We start from the raw sequence: 17282 nt of genomic DNA, 5'->3' as shown, positions 1-17282 counted from the left end.
ATTGGTCATTGGTCATTGGTCATTGGTCATTGGTCATTGGTCATTGGTCATTGGTTCTTCTCCCTGCTCCCTATTCCCTGTTAAGAGTTCTTGAGCAGCCGTATTTTTACACCAAATTCTTCAGGTTCTGAACGATTTTGTTGAGGTCGATAGTGGCATTTTTAACCATTGTGATGCCAATTGCTGTTTCTTTTGCTCCTGAGTTGATATCATTTACAGCTGATACGACTTGCTGTACAGCAACAGCCTGTTGTTTAGCAGTAAGAAAAATTTGCTGGTTGTTGATAAATACCTTGTTGACGGCGTCAGTAATATTTGCAAATACCTCACCCGTTTCTTGAGTCAATTTGATACCTTCTGTCGCTTTTTTAGTGCCTTGATCAGTTACCATCACAGCAGAGTTGATAGCGACTTGCACTTGATTCACAAGGGAATTAATTTGATCTGCTGACTTCCGACTTTGATCAGCCAGTTTACGAATTTCACTAGCTACTATCGCAAAACCTTTACCTTGATCACCCGCACGAGCTGCTTCGACTTCAGCATTCAAAGCCAACATATTGGTTTGATTTGCCAATTCAGCCACTAAATCAGAAATTGTAGAGATTTGAGTAGTCTGTTCGCTCAAGTGTGTAGTTTGATAAGCGATCGCCATTACCTGATCTCTTAACTGTGAAATACCTTCAATTGTTAGCCCAACCGTTGTACTTCCTTCTTTCGCGAGAGTTAATGCTTGCTTGGCTCTGTTTGCAGAAGTTTCGGCTTGTTCGGCTGACTGGAGTGCAGAAGTACCGACTTCATCGATGGTAGTAGTAGTTTGATTCACGGATGCAGATTGTTGCAAAATGATACGTTCCTGTTCAAACACGCTGGTAGCAATGTTTCCAGATGAAGTCGCGACTGCATAGGCGACTTCGTTGATTGGTTGCATGATGCGGCGAATGACGTAAAACGAAATATAAATTCCAGCCCCAGCACTAACAAGCCATCCACCCCAATTCATTACACTTGATAATAGCTGAAACTGCTCTGATGATTTTTCTATTTGCTCAAAAACTCTCTTTTCTTGTTGCTGCATTGCAGTAAGTGTAGATCTGATGTCACTGGTAAGTTGCTCACTCTTATCGGAAGCTAATACATCAGAAATTTTTTGTTCTTGTCTATTTTTTTTGAAAGTAATAGTTTCTTCTAATTCCGCAAATTTAGTTTGAGCTAATTGTATAAATCGATTAGTTTTTTGGCTTTGGGATGAATTCCCATTCACTAGCTGTTTTAATTCCTCAATATGTTCTTTGAAATCGTTTTGTGCAGTCGCATAATTTTGTAGATAGTTTTCCTTATCAGTGAGCAGAAATCCACGTTGTCCCGTCTCAGCACCTACTATATCTTTCTCCAACTCCTTTAATAGCAGCTTGATTTCATATGTACGCTCCTCCTGATCATGCATTTGTCTTAACTTCGCCTTAGAAATCTCAGAAAATGTCGTCACAATACCTGTCAATATCAGAACCACACCAAAACCTACAGGTACAATTTGGTTGACTTTCAAAGGGCGTTGCACTTGTTTTTTCATCATTTTTCTGCTCTAAACCTACGAAAATATGATTTTTATAAAAAGTGAAAAAGTGGCACCCTGATTTAACTTATTCATTCACTCTTAACTATTTTGAGGTAAATCTTTATAGATTAGACAAAAAAATTTGCCTTACAACCAAAAGCGAATTGGTTCAACTGGCAAACTCAAAAAATATCACTATAAAATTTATCTGTCTTAATACTTCTCAATAACCAATTTCTTGCTTAAAGTAATAGACTTTCGTTATGGCGATCGCTCTCTACGCAATTTTTACAGTTGTGTTGCCAAAAGGGTTATGCTCTGATAAATGTACTTAAATGTCTACCGTTAGTTTTTTACAATACAGCAGTAATTCCCTGGGTGCAATACCGCCAGTCTAAACATCTGATCTGAAAGTGAGATTAGGGATTGGGGATTGGAGATCCCTGTTTTCAAGCTAGGTCAATTCTCTCTTGAAAAATAAAATAATATAGATTACTTAGGTGTGAAGAAGTGATATCTAGAGTATGGTCAAATTCTTTGTTACTTAGCCCTGCGGTGATAGTAGCAAGCTTTGTTGTTTTACCCTCAACAGTTGTAGCTGAAGTATCTACAAATGAACAAGTTCAGCCAGAATTTTCAGTAGTATCTGAACTGTCTCAACGCGATCAAGCACAGATCAGTTCTGTTTCTCAGTTATCTGATGTACAGCCCACAGATTGGGCGTTTCAAGCACTACAATCCCTTGTAGAACGATCTGGTTGTATTGCTGGCTACCCTAATGGTACTTACCGGGGTAATCGACCCATGACGCGATATGAATTTGCGGCTGGTTTGAATGCTTGTTTAGATCGGGTAAATGAAATCATTGCTACTGCTACAAGTGATTTGGTGAGGAAAGAGGATTTAGCCACACTCCAAAGACTACAAGAGGAGTTCTCAGCAGAATTAGCGACACTGCGCGGTCGTGTCGATGCGTTAGAAGCGCGCACAACTGAAATAGAAGCAAATCAGTTTTCTACTACTACAAAACTTAATGCAGAAGCGATATTTGTTGTAGCTGGTGTTTTTGGTGATAGTGCAGCTGATAGAGACAATAATTCCAATAACAACCCAGATTTACAAGATAATATCATCCTCGCGGATCGCGTACGTCTAAATTTTGATACCAGTTTTATGGGTAAAGATCGTCTGCGAATCCGTTTGCAAGGCAGAAATATTACTGAGTTTCAGGGTAACGTCACAGGTACGAGGATGACTCGTTTAGGATTTGACGGTGATGATGACAACAATGTTGAGTTAGATGATCTCTACTATTACTTTCCCTTGAGCGATAAAGTGAGAGTTGTAGTTTCTGCTGCGAATACAGAATTGAATGCTCTGGTAGAAACACTAAGTCCATTTGAAAGTTCTGGTACTGGTAGTATTTCGCGTTTTGGGCGGTTTAATCCGATCTACCGAAGTGCTGGTAGTACTGGGTTAGTTGTCAATTATCAGTTTAGCGATCGCGCCAGTCTCGATTTAGCCTATATGGTTCGCGATCCTGAAGATCCTAGTGGTGAAAACGGACTGTTCAACGGTAATTATGGCGCTGTGGCACAATTTATCTTTGAACCAATCAAAGATTTAAATTTAGGCTTGACTTATGTTCACTCCTATAATGCAGGAGGTAGCAATAGTGGTGTCAACCTTACAGGTAGTACGGGTAGTACCAACGCCGTCAGACCTTTTGGGAATGTTTCTACCTCAGCAGATTCCCTCGGTTTAGAAACTAGCTGGCGCATCAGTCCTAAATTTACCCTTTCTGGTTGGTTAGCCTACTCCTTTGCACAGTCGGAAGTTAGTGATGATCATGCAGATATCTTGAACTATGCTGTCACTTTGGCTTTTCCAGACTTAGGAGGAAAAGGTAATTTAGCGGGGATTGTCTTTGGTATGCCACCAAAAGTGATAGAAAGTAGCCAGGTAGAAGATCAAGATACTTCTTTACATATAGAAGGTTTTTATCGCTTCCAAGTCACAGATAATATTTCTATTACTCCTGGTGTGTTTGTGATTACCAATCCAGAACACAACGACAACAACGACAGTATCTTTGTTGGGACAATCCGCACTACCTTCAGGTTTTAAGCTGAAAAATTTGACGAAAACTAGGGTGCGATCGCTTTATAAATTTTTACACTTGTACTGCAAAAGCTGTGTTGCTAAAAAGTTAATGCTCTGATAAATCTACTTAAGTGTCTAATTTGAGACTTTGTAAAATACAAAAGTAGTCTCCTGGGTGCAATACCGAAAGTACAAACATCTACCTTGGGAGAAAATAATGAATAATGAATTTATAGTATGCAAGCATTGTGGCTATGATACAAATCCGATTACGGCTACACAATGTCTAAAATGCGGTCAGAAACTGGATGTTCCGGTAAAAAATCTCAATACAGATACCAAACTAAAGCCTAAATCTTTGGGAGATTGGCTGTTTACACCTTGGATGATTTGGCTTGGTTGCGGTTTGTTGTTTGTGCTTGTGAGTGGATCAATCTACTTTTTATTCTCAAGTTCTAGCAGTGTCAACAATTCCAATGGTGCCGGAGTTTATAATTCTGGTGACAGCAACCAGAGTATCCCCCCTGATGTCAAACTCTACAATTCGATGAAAGATGTACCAAAAGTGCCAGAAGGTACATTTAACTATGGTGGTGGTTCCAGTTTTGCAGCGTTGACTGCTCAAGGTTTACACGAAGCCATGACTGCGGCTCACCCCAATTTTCGCCTCCGCTACACCGAACCAAAAGAGGGAAAACCTGGTGGGAAAAAAGGTGTAGCTATGGTAATTGATGGTCAACTGAGTTTGACTCTATACGCAGCATCTCTTGATGAAGCTCAATATAATAAGGCTAAAGAACGAGGTTTTCAGTTAAAGCAAGTGCCAGTAGCTTTAGATGCACTTGTCGTCTTCACACATCGAGATATCTCCATTCCTGGTCTTTCTGTCGATCAACTTCAAGAAATATATCAGGGTAAACTAACCAACTGGAAGCAAGTGGGAGGACCGAATCTGCCAATCATACCTTTTACTAGAAGTCCTAAGGCTTCCAATGTATTGAGTGAGCTTCTTGGCAAAGAAATTGACGAACTCAGTCCCAGCATACAAATAGTTCGTGATTATACTGAAGGTATTCGTAAGGTGGCTTCTACCCCTGGGGCTATTTCCTTTGGAGGAAATGCATTAATTATGGGTCAACAAACTATCCGTCCCCTTGCTATTGCTAAAGCTAACTCCCAAGAATATGTGCAACCCTTCATAGATAATGGCAAGCGGATGAATACTGCTGCAATCAGAGATTCTTCTTACCCCCTTGCGCGACGTCGGTTTATTGTCTATCGCCTGGATGGTACAATTGATCAACTAGCTGGAGAAGCCTACGTCAATATGATACTTTCCAAAGAAGGTCAGCAAATTATTGAAAAGGCAGGGTTAGTTCCCTTACGCTGAGATTTCCATTGCCAATAGAGATTCATACAAATAGCTAGAACTTTTATTAATAAAGTTACAATGCAATAATTAGTTCCTTATTTGTATGTTATTTATCACAGTTTAGCGACACACCAATTTTACACATAGCAAAGAAGATTTTTATCTGTTGCAATTCACAGATAATACTGTCATTACTTCTTGCTTCTTTATTATTACCAATCCATACAATAAGGATAACAATGATAAAATCTTCGTAGGGACAGTCCGGACTACCTTTAATGTTTTAAAGATTTTCTGTTTTTAATGTTAATTACTCGTAATAAAGGCCCTCAATCGGAACACCATCTTCGTGTTTGTTTTCCTTAGATTTCCCAGGTAAGGATTTTCCATTAAGGCCAATACGGTTAATCTCAAGCTTTTCTTGTTGCGCTCCTACTCGTAACATGACCAAAGGTTCGTCTCCATAGCTTTCAAACTTGTAGTAACAGCCTTTGGGAAGCAAAATACCCTGATTTCTGGTAAGCATGGCAACTTCACCTTCCTTGCCTGAAAATTTTGCTACTCCAGCTAGTATAACAAAGGCATGATCTTCAGCAGGGTGAGCATGAAGAACATTTTCTCCGCCTTTGGCATAACATTTGATCCTGATACTCATCAGATCAGTACTAGCCAGCGTATAGTCACTTCTCCCTTTGCTCAAAAGCTGGGTTTTGAGCCGAAAGAGTTGAGGTTCTATACTATTGTCTACAGACTGATTCTGAAGTTTTGTATTTAAATTAATTTGAGGTTGCATATTTTACTCCTTGAATAAGGATATTAATGTTCAGCTTGTGTATTCTGAAAATTTATAGCACGCACGATCACTTCAAAAACCTAATACCTCTAATTTGGCTCATCTTGCAATGTAATGTTTTTGAATATACTTTCTAGGAATTTGAGAATTTAGATTTAGGGATAAATCCAAATTTTAGATGGTGAGAATATTCTGAAATTCCATCAAAGCATAATCTATTTAGCTTGCGAACTTCATTATCTGGAAAAGATGTTCTTCCATGCAGGACACTAGTATTATCAATTACCAAAATTTGATTGGTTTTCAGTTTAAATCTCAATTGATTACTTGAAGTATTAATATAGTTTTTGATAACATTGAAAACTTTTTCTATGGGAGGTGGAATTATAATTGAAACTACTGGATCATCTCTGAAACTCATCGATATTCTGCCTTCTATTTCAACAAAAATTGCTCTTGTGGCTTTTTGACTTCCTCTTGTAATGGTTAATTGATTACTAAACAAACTCTGTAATTCTTGGGGATGATTTTCCATTAAATAATCATAGATAGATTCAGCATAAACAATTTGAGAGAAGCCTCCATGATTAGAAGGTATTACGCATTGCATAGCAACAACTTTAGGAGGTTCAATCTCATATGTGCCATCTGTATGCATTGAAAACATTTGATTAGTTGCAGACAACAGTTGAGCTTTATCACTAGGGAAGCTTCCTAAATTTTCAACCGAGACAATACCATTTTCGTCAGAACGTTTATGTCTTATTATTGAACCAAAAAAATTATTTAAACCTAATAAATTATCTTGAGGATTTGGTAATGGTTCCGTTTCTAGTATTACAAATTTATACTTATTGAATATGGCAAATATTTTTTGCAGTTCTAGCTCGTTAATCTCTTCAACTGTACTAATTTTTAGTGTGAGTTTATCAATATAATTTTTGGAAGCTTCAATAATTTTTTCATCCTCTAAATTTGATGCCAACTTATCTATTTTTATTATTTGGTTACTATTTTTTAGCATGATATTAACTGGTTTTGTATGTATATTTTAGAATGTAGTCTCGTCGTTCCAATTCAGCAATCACCTTATCAATACATTCCTCGATACTTTCTTTTGTAGTCCTGCAAATGATTTCTGGATTAATGGGAGCTTCGTAGAGATCTTCTATAGCTGTAAAGTTTTTTATTTGACCAGAGCGAGCCTTAGCGTATAAACCCTTTACATCTCGCGCCTCACAAACTTTAAGCGGTGTATCAACATAAATTTCTATAAAGTTCTCGCTCATTATCCGAATTTCATTACGGATAGCTCGATAAGGGCTGATTGCAGCCACAATTACCACAATGCCATTTCGACTCAGTAGATTTGCTACATAACCAATGCGGCGAATATTAATTTCTCTATCTTCTTTAGTAAATCCTAATTCTTGTGAAAGATAGAGTCTTATCTCATCACCATCTAAAACTTCAACTAAACAATCACGTTCCTTAAGTATGCATTCTACTCCTCTAGCAATCGTAGTTTTACCCGCACCACTAAGACCTGTGAGCCACAAAATAAGGCCTTTACCTCTCATGCTTAAGATTTCCTTGTTTGTAGTAAGGCAAGTGATTTAGCTTAAACTTAAATAGATTAAGCTAAATACCGATCATCTGCATAAATGACTCAAGTTCAGAATCAAGAGGAAAAATTTGTCGATATAGATTAGCTAGTTTGTACCGTTCTCGAAAGGACTCGCGAAAAACTTTATCTTTCTGACAATGTTTCCATCGTTCTAATACCTTCATCTGGTTTCCTTTGCCATCATAAAAATTCTTATCAAAACTACTTCCATTACCACCTGACGCCTTGGGAACTACATTCAGTCCAGCATCTGCAAAAGGAAGCTTAAACTGTGCGGATAATTGTTTGCGGTATTCAATACTTGAGAACCATAAGTTGTAATTTACCGATATTTTTGATTTTAGAAAATTAGTTATTCCTAAATATTCTTCAGCATAAATTTCCCACGTATCTAAAATTTCTGCATTATCAATTAATTTAGGAACTAGACCTGGTTTATACAATCGGCTAGCCAGCATATTAAATGGATCTCTTAAGAATAAAATATTGTAAAAATTTAAACTTTCACCAATTGTTTTTTCACGTTCCCAGATAAAATCTCTTTTGTCTTTGAGGTTGGTAATGTTAAAATCCTGAACACTAATCATTAAACAGTGTTTATAGACATTCCGAATTTGTTCCATATTTTCACTGTCAATGTGAACCAACCAGTCTGATTCCTTATCCCAGTTATTGTTAAATGCAGAAGTGAGGTATGGATCTGTATAGGGTTTGATGTTGTTCAAAACAAAGATTGGTAGCTGAAAGTGATAAGCTAGCCAAACCATCACAGCATGGTGTCCACTGCGTTTTAAGGCAAAAAATGTAAATAAATTATCGTTTCTAAATTCCATAAAAGTTAATTAACTAAACAACAAACCCTTAATAATTCCTGTCAATAATGCCAACACTACTATCCAGCTTGTATTCACTAAGCCTCGAATTGACAAGACTAATCCTAAAAAGCAGATCACTGTGCTGAATATATCTTTAAGGAATATATCTTTGCCAAGATTCCAAACAGTTGCCAATGTCAAACCAATTGTTATTGGACTTAAAGCAGCATGGAATTGCTTGATCCAAGCAGGAGGATTTGGTTTTTTTATTAACCAAGCTACAGCAGCTAAGATGCATGAAGTAGGACCAAACATCCCTAACCCGGAAGCTATTGCTCCAGGTAAACCAGCTACATGATTGCCAATCAGCAAAACATTCAGCATATTCGGTCCTGGTACTAGCAACCCTAATCCGTAAGCTTCGACGAAAGCTAGGTGACTCATCCACCCGTGGACATTGACTACCAGGCGTTCCATTTCTGTGATGACAGCTCTTGAATTGCCAACGCTAATGAGAGCTAAATAAGCAAATGTGAAAAATAGATCGAGTAAGACTTGCATCAGCAGCAAAATCAGTGACTTGTTTGAGTTCTGCGATTGAAATACCAAGCAATTGGCACGAGTAAAACCAGAACCAAAGGAATAGGAACTCTGAAAATGCCTACTAAAATAAAAGTTGCGATCGCCACTAAAACTTGAACATAGTTAGTAATACTTGGTTTAGCCAGCCTCCAAGTTAAATCCAAAAGTAGTCCAAGACTAGCTGCTACGACTGCGGTTAAAGATGCTTGGACAATATGTTCGGGTAGCTGTGATAGCAGCTTTGAGGCTAACAGTATTACTACAGAACCAGGTAGCACTAAGGCAAATGTTGCTAGTATTGCTCCTACTGTTTTTTGCCAATAATATCCCAAATATGCAGAAAGATTAGTACCTCCAGCCCCTGGAAGGGATCGGCACCAATTTAATGCTTCTAAGCATTCGCTGTCTGTTAGCCAACCCCGTTTTAAGCAAAAAGGTAAAACGTGAGTGGGAATTGATCCACCAAAAGCTCTTGCTCCAATCCCTGCAAATACAGCAACTAATACACCAAGAGAAGGAGGATTTGTTTGTTGTACTTGGTTTGATGATGCACCCAACATAAGCAGAAGATTTTACTTGATGTTTATAAACGCCAGCCTTATACCATTTTCTTTATGAATAGGCATATAAAGAACCCCACCTCCTTGAGGCACCTCCCCGCAAATTCGGGGAGGTTGGGAGCTTACAAAGGTAGGTATTTTGTATAGCCGTAGCCATTTTTGTTAGGACGTTAACATTTGATAGACGCAATGAGAACTCTTATAGTCTATGTCCTAATCTTGATGGCTATAGCTATATTTGGTCATTTTTTGACTATTTCAGCCAATACTTAAATCCTGAAACAACCAAACTACGTTAAGCAATTGAGAATTTTCTCAACTATTTTCGAGATTCCAAAAAACCTACCCTTGAAAGGAGGTTGAGAGGGGTCAAAATAATGTGCAGCTTCACAGAAAATTGGTATTAACCTCTAAGTATTATGTTGCTGAGTTTAAAGAAACTAGATGCAGATAGCTAATATGTCTCAGTTATAGGTAGCTGAAAATAAGGAAAATGATTTTTTAGAAAAATAACTGCGGTAATATACCTATGTCAGACCTATTATTTGTCACTAAAGGGAAATCAATAGTCATACAAACATTTATGTAACAATGATCGATCATTACATCCTCCTGCTGCTTTGTACCCCTACTAAACACCTTCAGAAAAGAAGTCTCGATTCTGAACTATATAAGGCTTTTATTTCTTTTTCAAAGATGTCTATTGATGAACTAAAAGAGTGTTCTTCACTCCACACCACAGTGCTATATCGCTGATTCTGTATTCTCAATTTCTCGCACATAATTGTGGAGATTATAGAAATCCGATTTGATTTATGAACTTACTCGTGAAGACAAAGAACAGGGAACAGAAAGTTTACTGAGTTTTTTAGCGCAGAGCGCAGGCTACGCAAAGATAAATCAAATAAGAATCCTATAGATAGCAGATATCTAGCAGATAAATATTACCATTTTTCTTTTACCAGAATATGTACTTACAGAACAACTGGGGCAATCTGATCAATAAATAGAAAATCTTATACCATCGCACAGAATAATCACCAGCAATATATCTTTGAAAAGCATATGCATTAATCTTTCACAACAAAAACTTGTAAAATCAAAATTGTATTAATTTAAACTCTATAAACTTAATAAGTTCGTATTTATGTAAAATAAAAATTAACAATGAATACCATTTGGAAAAAGAATGCGACAAATAGAGATTGTAGAAACGCTTCAAACAGTGCGTTTCTACATCAGGATGTGTTGCAAAGATTTTTGGAAATGGTAAAGTTACTATTCTAAAATTTACAACCCCCAAAAGGAATATTTATTGAGGCGAAATGCCAATACAGACATTACAAGAAAAATCTCTACAAACCAAACTCGGTTGGTCTTTGGATCAGCGAGACCCACAATTTATCAAATTTTTGATGCCTTTTTGGGAATGGCTGTATAAATACTATTTTCGAGTCCAAACTAGTGGCTGGGAGAATATTCCCACCAACGAAAAAGTTTTATTGGTTGGTTCCCACAATGGTGGACTTGCTGCTCCTGATATGCACATGATGATGTATGACTGGTTTAGACGCTTTGGTGTAGAACGACCAATTTACGGTTTGATGCATCCGACGGTTTGGAAAGAGTGTCCAGATGTAGCACAAGCAGTGGCTAAAGTTGGAGCCATTATCGCCCATCCGAAAATGGCGATCGCAGCTTTGCATTCTGGAGCCAGTGTACTTGTGTATCCCGGTGGTGCAGAAGATGTATTTCGTCCTCACTCTTTGCGTCATCAAATTTATTTTGCGGAACGCCACGGGTTTATCAAGCTAGCACTACGGGAAAAAGTACCGATCATCCCGCTAATTTCGACTGGCGCTCACGATACACTGATTGTGCTTGCTGATGTTTATAAAATAGTCCAACAACTACATGAATGGGGAATACCTTGGTTATTTGGTATCGACCCAGTAGTATTTCCGATTTATTTAGGATTACCTTGGGGATTAGCTTTTGGGCCTTTACCTAATATTCCTTTACCAGTGCCTATTCGTACACGAGTTTGTTCACCGATTGTGTTTGAACACTACGGTAGAAAAGCCGCAGGCGATCGCCATTACGTTAACGCTTGCTATGAACTCGTCCGCAGTCGAATGCAGCAAGAATTGGATGATTTGGTGAAACAGTGATCGGGGATCGGGGATCGGGGATCGGGGATCGAGGAGCAGGGAGCAGGGAGCAGGGAGCAGGGACAAGGAAGACATAGGGAAAAATAAAAATATAGGAAGCATTTTTCTTCCCACACTCCCCACACTCCCCACACTCCCCGATCACCTTTCCAAACTCCGGGGATCAAGAGCATCTCTGAGTCCATCTCCCAGTAAGTTGAATGCCAAGACTGTCAAGATAATTACCAGTGCTGGCGGCCAAATTAACCAAGGTTGTAATACTAATATCGAAGCATTAGTTGCCAGAGATAACATATTGCCCCAAGAAGGGTCTGGTTGCTGAATTCCTAAACCAATCAGACTGAGTACTGCTTCTGCGCCAATAAAGCTAGGAACCGCAAGAGTTGCAGAGATGATAATATATGTTGCAGTTTGTGGTAACACATGACGAGTAATGATGTATAACGGCCTACCACCCATAGCTCGCGCTGCTTGCACAAATTCGCGTTCTTTGATGGATAATACTTGACCACGAATTACTCGTGCTAACCCAGCCCAACTAATAAACGACGTAATCAACACAATTAACAAAAATCGCTGGGTACTGCTTAAGCCTGGTGGTAACACAGCACCCAAGGTGACTAATAAATATATGCTAGGAAAGGTCATCAGCACTTCAGCTAGGCGCATGATCGCAGCATCTATCCAGCCACCGAAATAACCAGAAATACCGCCAATGATCATCCCCAGAGGAAAAGTCAAGGCTACTCCCACAATTCCAATAAATAAACTGATGCGACCTCCATACAATAAACGAGTAAATTGATCCCGTCCTTGGTCGTCAGTACCCAAAATGTTAATTCTAGCTGGGTCAGTAGTACCAAACAAATGCCAATTTAAAGGAATTCCAGGAAAAATAGTCACTTCCTTCCACTTGGGAGGTAAGGGAACACTCAACTCTAAAAGACGATATTCTGGTCCTTGTACAAAGAATCGTAAAGGCGAAGGTTTGCTTTTATCTACAATCAGTTGGCGATCGCCTGTTTCTAAATTTGTATCTCCCTGAATCGTCGGATAAATGTGAGGCCCGATAAACTTACCTGAAGTCGAAAACCAGTAAATTTTGGTTGGTGGTAACAAGGAACCATTTGCTTGCGGAATATAAGGGTCATAAGGCGCAACAAAATCCGCAGCAATTACTGCTATGTAAAAAATTATGAGCAAAATTGCCCCAAATCGCGCTAAAGGATTTTTCTTTAATCTTTGCCACCAGTTCATAGTTAATTATCCTTAATCATTAATCATTAATCATTAGTCATTAATCCTTTGATCAATAACCTTTTTTATAATCATGTCTTCTCCAAGGGAGAATTCCAATTTTTTCAATATACCGCTAAGGTTTAAAACTCTTACCAAATAGCACAAGTACCGCCTGGAACTTTAGTTATAGGCGGGATACAGTTTCAACATGAAAATTTTTGACTTGTGTGTACACCGTAGCCTTAGTAAGGAGAGGGAAGCCGGAGGCAGAGTGAGGTTTTATTTTATCTTTAATTACACCTACCTACTTATAGATAACTTTTCATCTTGAGGAACTTCATGTTCGACAACAAAAACATTAGAGTGGAGATTAGCAATAATTTGTTTGCCTTGCTGTGTCAGAGTCAGATAACGTAGTGCATCTTGGATATATGGGTAAACTCCATGCCAGTAGAATTTGGCATAGTTTTTGCGTAAGTCAGCGGGTGTTTGGTAGCCCAAAACCTTATTCATCCCAGTTTCTTCAAATTCGTAAAACAAAGAAGTAATTTTTTTCAAGTAGCGGGGATCGCTTAATTGTCCAATTAAATCAGCAGCACGAACCAAGCCTGCATAGCTACTTGTGCATTGATGATCCTCAGCAACAGGTACTGGAAAGCGAGTCAATTCAATATTGCTTTTAATAACTTCAGAGTCTATCAGTTTGTGACCGCCAAAACGCTCATCAATAAAAAGTTTTGCTCGATCTACATGATAAGGTGTCAAACTCGTATCAGAAGACCCAGCAGGGAGAGAAATCATTTTGTGGTCTTTACCTGTAGCATACAAACCTTTTTCCTCGCGGTCTTCTCGGCATACTCCTTTGACATAACCGATATCATGACAAAGCAAGGAAATAAGAAAGTGTAGCCAGTCTTCAGTGGAAACACCACCTTCTCGAATGTGTTTGCCACGTAATATTTCTTGTCCTACCAAAGTAACAAGAATCGAGTGTTCTACATTATGATATAGGGCGTCGCTGTTGGCAATGTTTTCTAAAGCCATGTTTCCCGCCCAAGCAATTATGTCTTGATAATCGGTTTTGAAGCAGCCGTAGGTACGACGGTAGCCTTCTCGAATTTGCCCTACAAAAGCATCTATTAATATTTCTGTGGCATTGAACATACTAGTACTCAGTCGGGAAACTAAATTATTGATACATTTATATCTGAAATTGTAGTGATTATCACAGCTTGGACTGAGATAATCTCAAACTTTTCTGAGTTTTAAATTAAGTTTTTGAGTTTTAAATCAAGTTTCTGAGTTTTAAATCAAGTTTCTGAGTTTTAAATCAAGTTTCTGAGTTTTAAATTAAGTTTCTGAGTTTTAAATCAAGTTTCTGAGTTTTAAATCAAGTTTTTGAGTTTTAAATCAAGTTTTTGAGTTTTAAACCAAGTTTTTGAGTTTTAAACCAAGTTTTTGAGTTTTAAACCTGTTAATCTCAAAAAATTTTAATGGTGATTTATACCGTTTTACAAAATTACGCAGTGTTGCAAACCTGAACAGGAATCAACCGCTAGTTTCTTAGGGCTACTGAAAACCTCTGATACAAATACAGACCCTGTAGAGACGCGATATATCGCGTCTCTACAAAATTTATGTGTATCGTGATTAACGTGAAATGGTATTAGCTATGAAACTGCGATTGAAATCGCAGTCGGGGATCTTTTAGGAATGCTATATGCAGCCCAAGGAATTTATTATCAGACAGGATAGCGATCGCCAGAATTTCTAAAATTAATTGATAGACTTTTTGCAAAAGTACATGATTACAAAATCTGGGAGATGGGATGCATGTTAACGATAAGCCAACGTAATTTTGACGGATTTAAAAAACTCTCTCCTCAGTTCTTGCATTATTCTCAACAACCGCCTCAGAATTAATTCTGAGGCTCATCTTGCTAAACTCAGGCCGAATTAAGACCCAAGACTTTACGTAAAACTACTTGGTCTTCTAATTTAACTTTTAGGCGACCTTTTTCGATGTCGCGAATCCAGCTTTGACTTTTACCTGCGAGTTTTGCTAAGTCTCTTTGGGACAGATTGAGGTTTTTTCGCGCCCGTAAAATTTGTTCGCCTAGTAAATCACCAGTCGTTTTGATTTTTCTTTTGTTTTTTGTGGTTCGCTGCTTTTTTTCGGAGTCAGCAGTTTGCTTCTCCCAGTCTGGTGGTAGGCTGAAAGATAAAATCCGAGCGTTCATCAACAGGTTCCATTTACCACGGGGACTGACATCTGTCAGACGTGATGTAGCGCTACCGTCATTAATCCAAAATTCTATTGCTTCGTCTGGATCTTCGGGGATATCAACCAGTCTCGCCCACAAAGGTTGGATTGTTGGTGGGTAGGTGATTGGATCAAATTCTGATTTCATCCCGTAGTGGTTGAGGACTTCTAAATCATGTTCAAAAGTCCGCAGCAGGCGTTTGCGATCTTCTCTTTGGCGACATGCTTGAGCAATTTTCTCCTCACCATAAGCAACACGCATCAAAGTAGGAACTGTGATCCGTTGAGCAGCGCCCATTTTGGTTTTAAATAGTAACCACAGCATTAATCGTGCTGTACCTTCGTGTTGTTGCCAAATACTCATCACTGTGGTTAATAAGGATTTTGGCAAACTACCGTATTGATAAAATGCAGTTCGTTCTTTACATGCTTGTTTGTTGAGGAAATATTGCGCCCAGACTCCAGCTCGAATTTTGAAAGTTAAGCCAACAAGATATTTACATCCAAGATTATCTTCTTGAAAGTGGCGTTGAACTTGGACTAGTTCCCACAAACGACTTGCTTGTAGAGAGAAACCTTTGAGCATACCTTGCTGGGGCCAGTTGATGGAAACGACAAGTGAGCAAGCTTGCTGAACTAAGTTGTTAATCAAAGTCAGCTTGACGTTTTTGCTTAAGTCCTTGCGCTTTTCTAAGCCCAAGTATTTTTCTATTTGTCGTTCATCAATAGTAAACTCTTGTTCCCAAGGTCGATCTTGTGTTGTTGCATAAGCTGCAAAAATCAGATGTAGACAAGCAGATCTGATATCTAGTGTCTCTATTGCTGCTAATTGTGTGACAAGTTCACTGCTTTGGGGTGATTTGCTCAGATGAAATGCGATCGCGCCTTTTCCTTGATTCACTTGGCGACGATAGCACAAGTTTCCTTGTTCATCTGTTTCCCAAGGTAATGATGTCCGTTGAGAGAGCAAATTGCAAGCTTCCCAAATGACGATCGCTGAAGCAAAGGGGTTACTTTTACCGTTGGAAAATAAATCTGGACTAGTTACCTCACGCAAATCAACTTTGCATCTTCCTCTTTTGGCGTGCCAAGGTATGGGAGAATTTGTTGGACAAGCTGCCACACATTGTGGTTCAGGATAGTAACCCTCACAGTTGTTACAAAGGCAAGGATCAATCCAATATTCATCGTTTTCAAGTTTAATAGCACCTGTAGGACATTGAGGACGGCAGTTGTCACATCCAACGCAACTATTATTAGGTATTGTGTAAGGCATAAGGCTATTGCCAATGTACTCGTTGAGATGTCTGGCTCGGATTTTCCCCTGGATGAGTCCCCCCTGTTTTCACCACTCACAACTCACATTATTCAGCAACACTATAAATCGTGATTGCCGTACTAACCACCCACATCCACCTTCGGACTTTGCATCCAATTGAAAGTTACTCTATGCTCATAACCTAGCCGAGCCTTATTAAATTCTTAATTATCTATACTTTTCACAGATATTGTTGTAGGTTTGTTCATCATGAGCGAAAGATAAATTTTGTTAATTTTTTGATTTTCAGTAATTTCCGCTCATTTGTTTGATCAACAAAACCTGTTGAGTGAAATTTGTTTGTTGTTTGAGTAACACTCCCAAACTAATAAATACTGTATAAGCAATACAGTTTAATTAAGGATTAAAGAGTAAGAAACAGTAAGGGGTAAAAGAATTTCTCTATTCGTTAAACCCTGTCCCTTTAATCTTTTTTCTACTAGCACTTTTAGACAATTGTATGCTTATCCAAACCATTTTAACTGTATAGACATTTGCATAACATCTTCCTCATGGGAGGTAATTTGTGTAAGAACATTTTTATATTTGACACGAAGATACGTGTTTTAATATTTCAGCCATCTTGGCAAATAGAATTATTAAGAATATTAATATTTAACAAAAGTTATTATCTGTTAATTGTTTTACATTTTTTATTATTTTTCATCATCTAAAACAACAACAAGCTCCCCAACTTTTTTAATAAGTCGGGGAGCTTGAACATTTTTGTATCTCTTAATACTTTACTTAAGTTTTTTCTTTTATTGATATTTACTGCAAATAAATATCATTTTTTCGATTGAGTTTAACATGCTTGAAATATCAGATCCGTGGTTCATCAGTCATGATTTATTCTTGATATATAAATAAACATTAAATCT

13 protein-coding genes and 1 pseudogene are annotated in these 17282 nt (G+C 38.1%); 4 read left to right on the top strand and 10 right to left on the bottom strand.

The genetic code is table 11. The features are described 5' to 3' along the window. Positions 1-106: 106 nt before the first annotated feature. Positions 107-1573, bottom strand: a complete 1467-nt coding sequence (locus tag AC5JMK_RS26985) for a methyl-accepting chemotaxis protein (protein WP_495911387.1) — start codon at positions 1571-1573, stop codon at positions 107-109. A 495-nt stretch (positions 1574-2068) separates the two neighbouring features. On the opposite strand from AC5JMK_RS26985, the gene AC5JMK_RS26980 reads away from it, so the two are divergent. From AC5JMK_RS26980 to AC5JMK_RS26970, 3 genes and pseudogenes are all read left to right on the top strand, one after another. Then, positions 2069-3685 (top strand): iron uptake porin, encoded by a 1617-nt coding sequence (locus tag AC5JMK_RS26980; RefSeq protein ID WP_495911385.1) that lies wholly within the window; start codon positions 2069-2071, stop codon positions 3683-3685. Positions 3686-3878: 193 nt separating this feature from the next. Beyond that, the gene (locus AC5JMK_RS26975; RefSeq protein ID WP_096677677.1) at positions 3879-5051 is read left to right on the top strand and encodes a substrate-binding domain-containing protein; all 1173 of its coding nucleotides are present in this window, start codon (positions 3879-3881) and stop codon (positions 5049-5051) included. 133 nt (positions 5052-5184) lie between these two features. Then, positions 5185-5337 (top strand): annotated as a pseudogene (locus AC5JMK_RS26970) (carbohydrate porin); the annotation flags it as partial. A gap of 6 nt (positions 5338-5343) precedes the next feature. On the opposite strand, the gene AC5JMK_RS26965 reads toward AC5JMK_RS26970, so the two are convergent. The 6 genes from AC5JMK_RS26965 to AC5JMK_RS26940 form a co-directional block, all read right to left on the bottom strand. After that, entirely contained in the window at positions 5344-5826 is a 483-nt protein-coding gene (locus tag AC5JMK_RS26965) for a cupin domain-containing protein (RefSeq protein WP_096677676.1), read from the bottom strand. A gap of 133 nt (positions 5827-5959) precedes the next feature. Beyond that, complete coding sequence (locus AC5JMK_RS26960) at positions 5960-6850, bottom strand: TauD/TfdA family dioxygenase (RefSeq protein WP_096677675.1); 891 nt, start codon at positions 6848-6850, stop codon at positions 5960-5962. A gap of 4 nt (positions 6851-6854) precedes the next feature. Then, positions 6855-7442 (bottom strand): adenylyl-sulfate kinase, encoded by a 588-nt coding sequence (gene cysC, locus AC5JMK_RS26955; protein ID WP_495911386.1) that lies wholly within the window; start codon positions 7440-7442, stop codon positions 6855-6857. A gap of 25 nt (positions 7443-7467) precedes the next feature. Continuing rightward, positions 7468-8286: a hypothetical protein gene (locus AC5JMK_RS26950; protein WP_096677673.1), complete on the bottom strand. Its 819-nt coding sequence runs from the start codon at positions 8284-8286 to the stop codon at positions 7468-7470. 9 nt (positions 8287-8295) lie between these two features. Then, on the bottom strand, positions 8296-8829 hold the full coding sequence (locus tag AC5JMK_RS26945) for a chromate transporter (RefSeq protein ID WP_096677672.1): 534 nt from the start codon (positions 8827-8829) through the stop codon (positions 8296-8298). 11 nt (positions 8830-8840) lie between these two features. Further along, entirely contained in the window at positions 8841-9410 is a 570-nt protein-coding gene (locus AC5JMK_RS26940; protein ID WP_096677671.1) for a chromate transporter, read from the bottom strand. Positions 9411-10735: 1325 nt separating this feature from the next. On the opposite strand from AC5JMK_RS26940, the gene AC5JMK_RS26935 reads away from it, so the two are divergent. Next, positions 10736-11581: a lysophospholipid acyltransferase family protein gene (locus AC5JMK_RS26935; RefSeq protein ID WP_096677670.1), complete on the top strand. Its 846-nt coding sequence runs from the start codon at positions 10736-10738 to the stop codon at positions 11579-11581. A 141-nt stretch (positions 11582-11722) separates the two neighbouring features. Here the strand turns inward: AC5JMK_RS26935 and AC5JMK_RS26930 are convergent, their stop codons facing one another. The 3 genes from AC5JMK_RS26930 to AC5JMK_RS26920 all read right to left on the bottom strand — a co-directional run bounded on the left by AC5JMK_RS26930 (position 11723) and on the right by AC5JMK_RS26920 (position 16359). Then, positions 11723-12838, bottom strand: a complete 1116-nt coding sequence (locus AC5JMK_RS26930) for an ABC transporter permease (RefSeq protein WP_096677669.1) — start codon at positions 12836-12838, stop codon at positions 11723-11725. A gap of 282 nt (positions 12839-13120) precedes the next feature. Continuing rightward, positions 13121-13984 carry an Npun_R2479 family HD domain-containing metalloprotein gene (locus AC5JMK_RS26925; protein ID WP_495911384.1) on the bottom strand — a complete coding sequence of 288 codons (864 nt, stop codon included), beginning with the start codon at positions 13982-13984 and terminating at the stop codon, positions 13121-13123. Positions 13985-14766: 782 nt separating this feature from the next. Next, a complete protein-coding gene (locus AC5JMK_RS26920; protein ID WP_096677667.1) occupies positions 14767-16359 on the bottom strand; it encodes a helix-turn-helix domain-containing protein in 1593 nt (530 codons plus the stop codon). Positions 16360-17282: the final 923 nt, after the last annotated feature.

It is taken from the genome of Pelatocladus sp. (genome assembly GCF_059505505.1).
Note: the sequence above shows the minus strand (reverse complement) of the source record. Positions and strands in the feature narration are given on the sequence as shown.

Excerpts from the sequence above, each read along its gene's own strand:
- AC5JMK_RS26985 (WP_495911387.1), bottom strand. The coding sequence starts at position 1,573 with ATGAAAAAACAAGTGCAACGCCCTTTGAAAGTCAACCAAATTGTACCT.
- AC5JMK_RS26975 (WP_096677677.1), top strand. The coding sequence starts at position 3,879 with ATGAATAATGAATTTATAGTATGCAAGCATTGTGGCTATGATACAAAT.
- AC5JMK_RS26965 (WP_096677676.1), bottom strand. The coding sequence starts at position 5,826 with ATGCAACCTCAAATTAATTTAAATACAAAACTTCAGAATCAGTCTGTA.
- AC5JMK_RS26960 (WP_096677675.1), bottom strand. The coding sequence starts at position 6,850 with ATGCTAAAAAATAGTAACCAAATAATAAAAATAGATAAGTTGGCATCA.
- AC5JMK_RS26950 (WP_096677673.1), bottom strand. The coding sequence starts at position 8,286 with ATGGAATTTAGAAACGATAATTTATTTACATTTTTTGCCTTAAAACGC.
- AC5JMK_RS26945 (WP_096677672.1), bottom strand. The coding sequence starts at position 8,829 with ATGCAAGTCTTACTCGATCTATTTTTCACATTTGCTTATTTAGCTCTC.
- AC5JMK_RS26940 (WP_096677671.1), bottom strand. The coding sequence starts at position 9,410 with ATGTTGGGTGCATCATCAAACCAAGTACAACAAACAAATCCTCCTTCT.
- AC5JMK_RS26935 (WP_096677670.1), top strand. The coding sequence starts at position 10,736 with ATGCCAATACAGACATTACAAGAAAAATCTCTACAAACCAAACTCGGT.
- AC5JMK_RS26930 (WP_096677669.1), bottom strand. The coding sequence starts at position 12,838 with ATGAACTGGTGGCAAAGATTAAAGAAAAATCCTTTAGCGCGATTTGGG.
- AC5JMK_RS26925 (WP_495911384.1), bottom strand. The coding sequence starts at position 13,984 with ATGTTCAATGCCACAGAAATATTAATAGATGCTTTTGTAGGGCAAATT.
- AC5JMK_RS26920 (WP_096677667.1), bottom strand. The coding sequence starts at position 16,359 with ATGCCTTACACAATACCTAATAATAGTTGCGTTGGATGTGACAACTGC.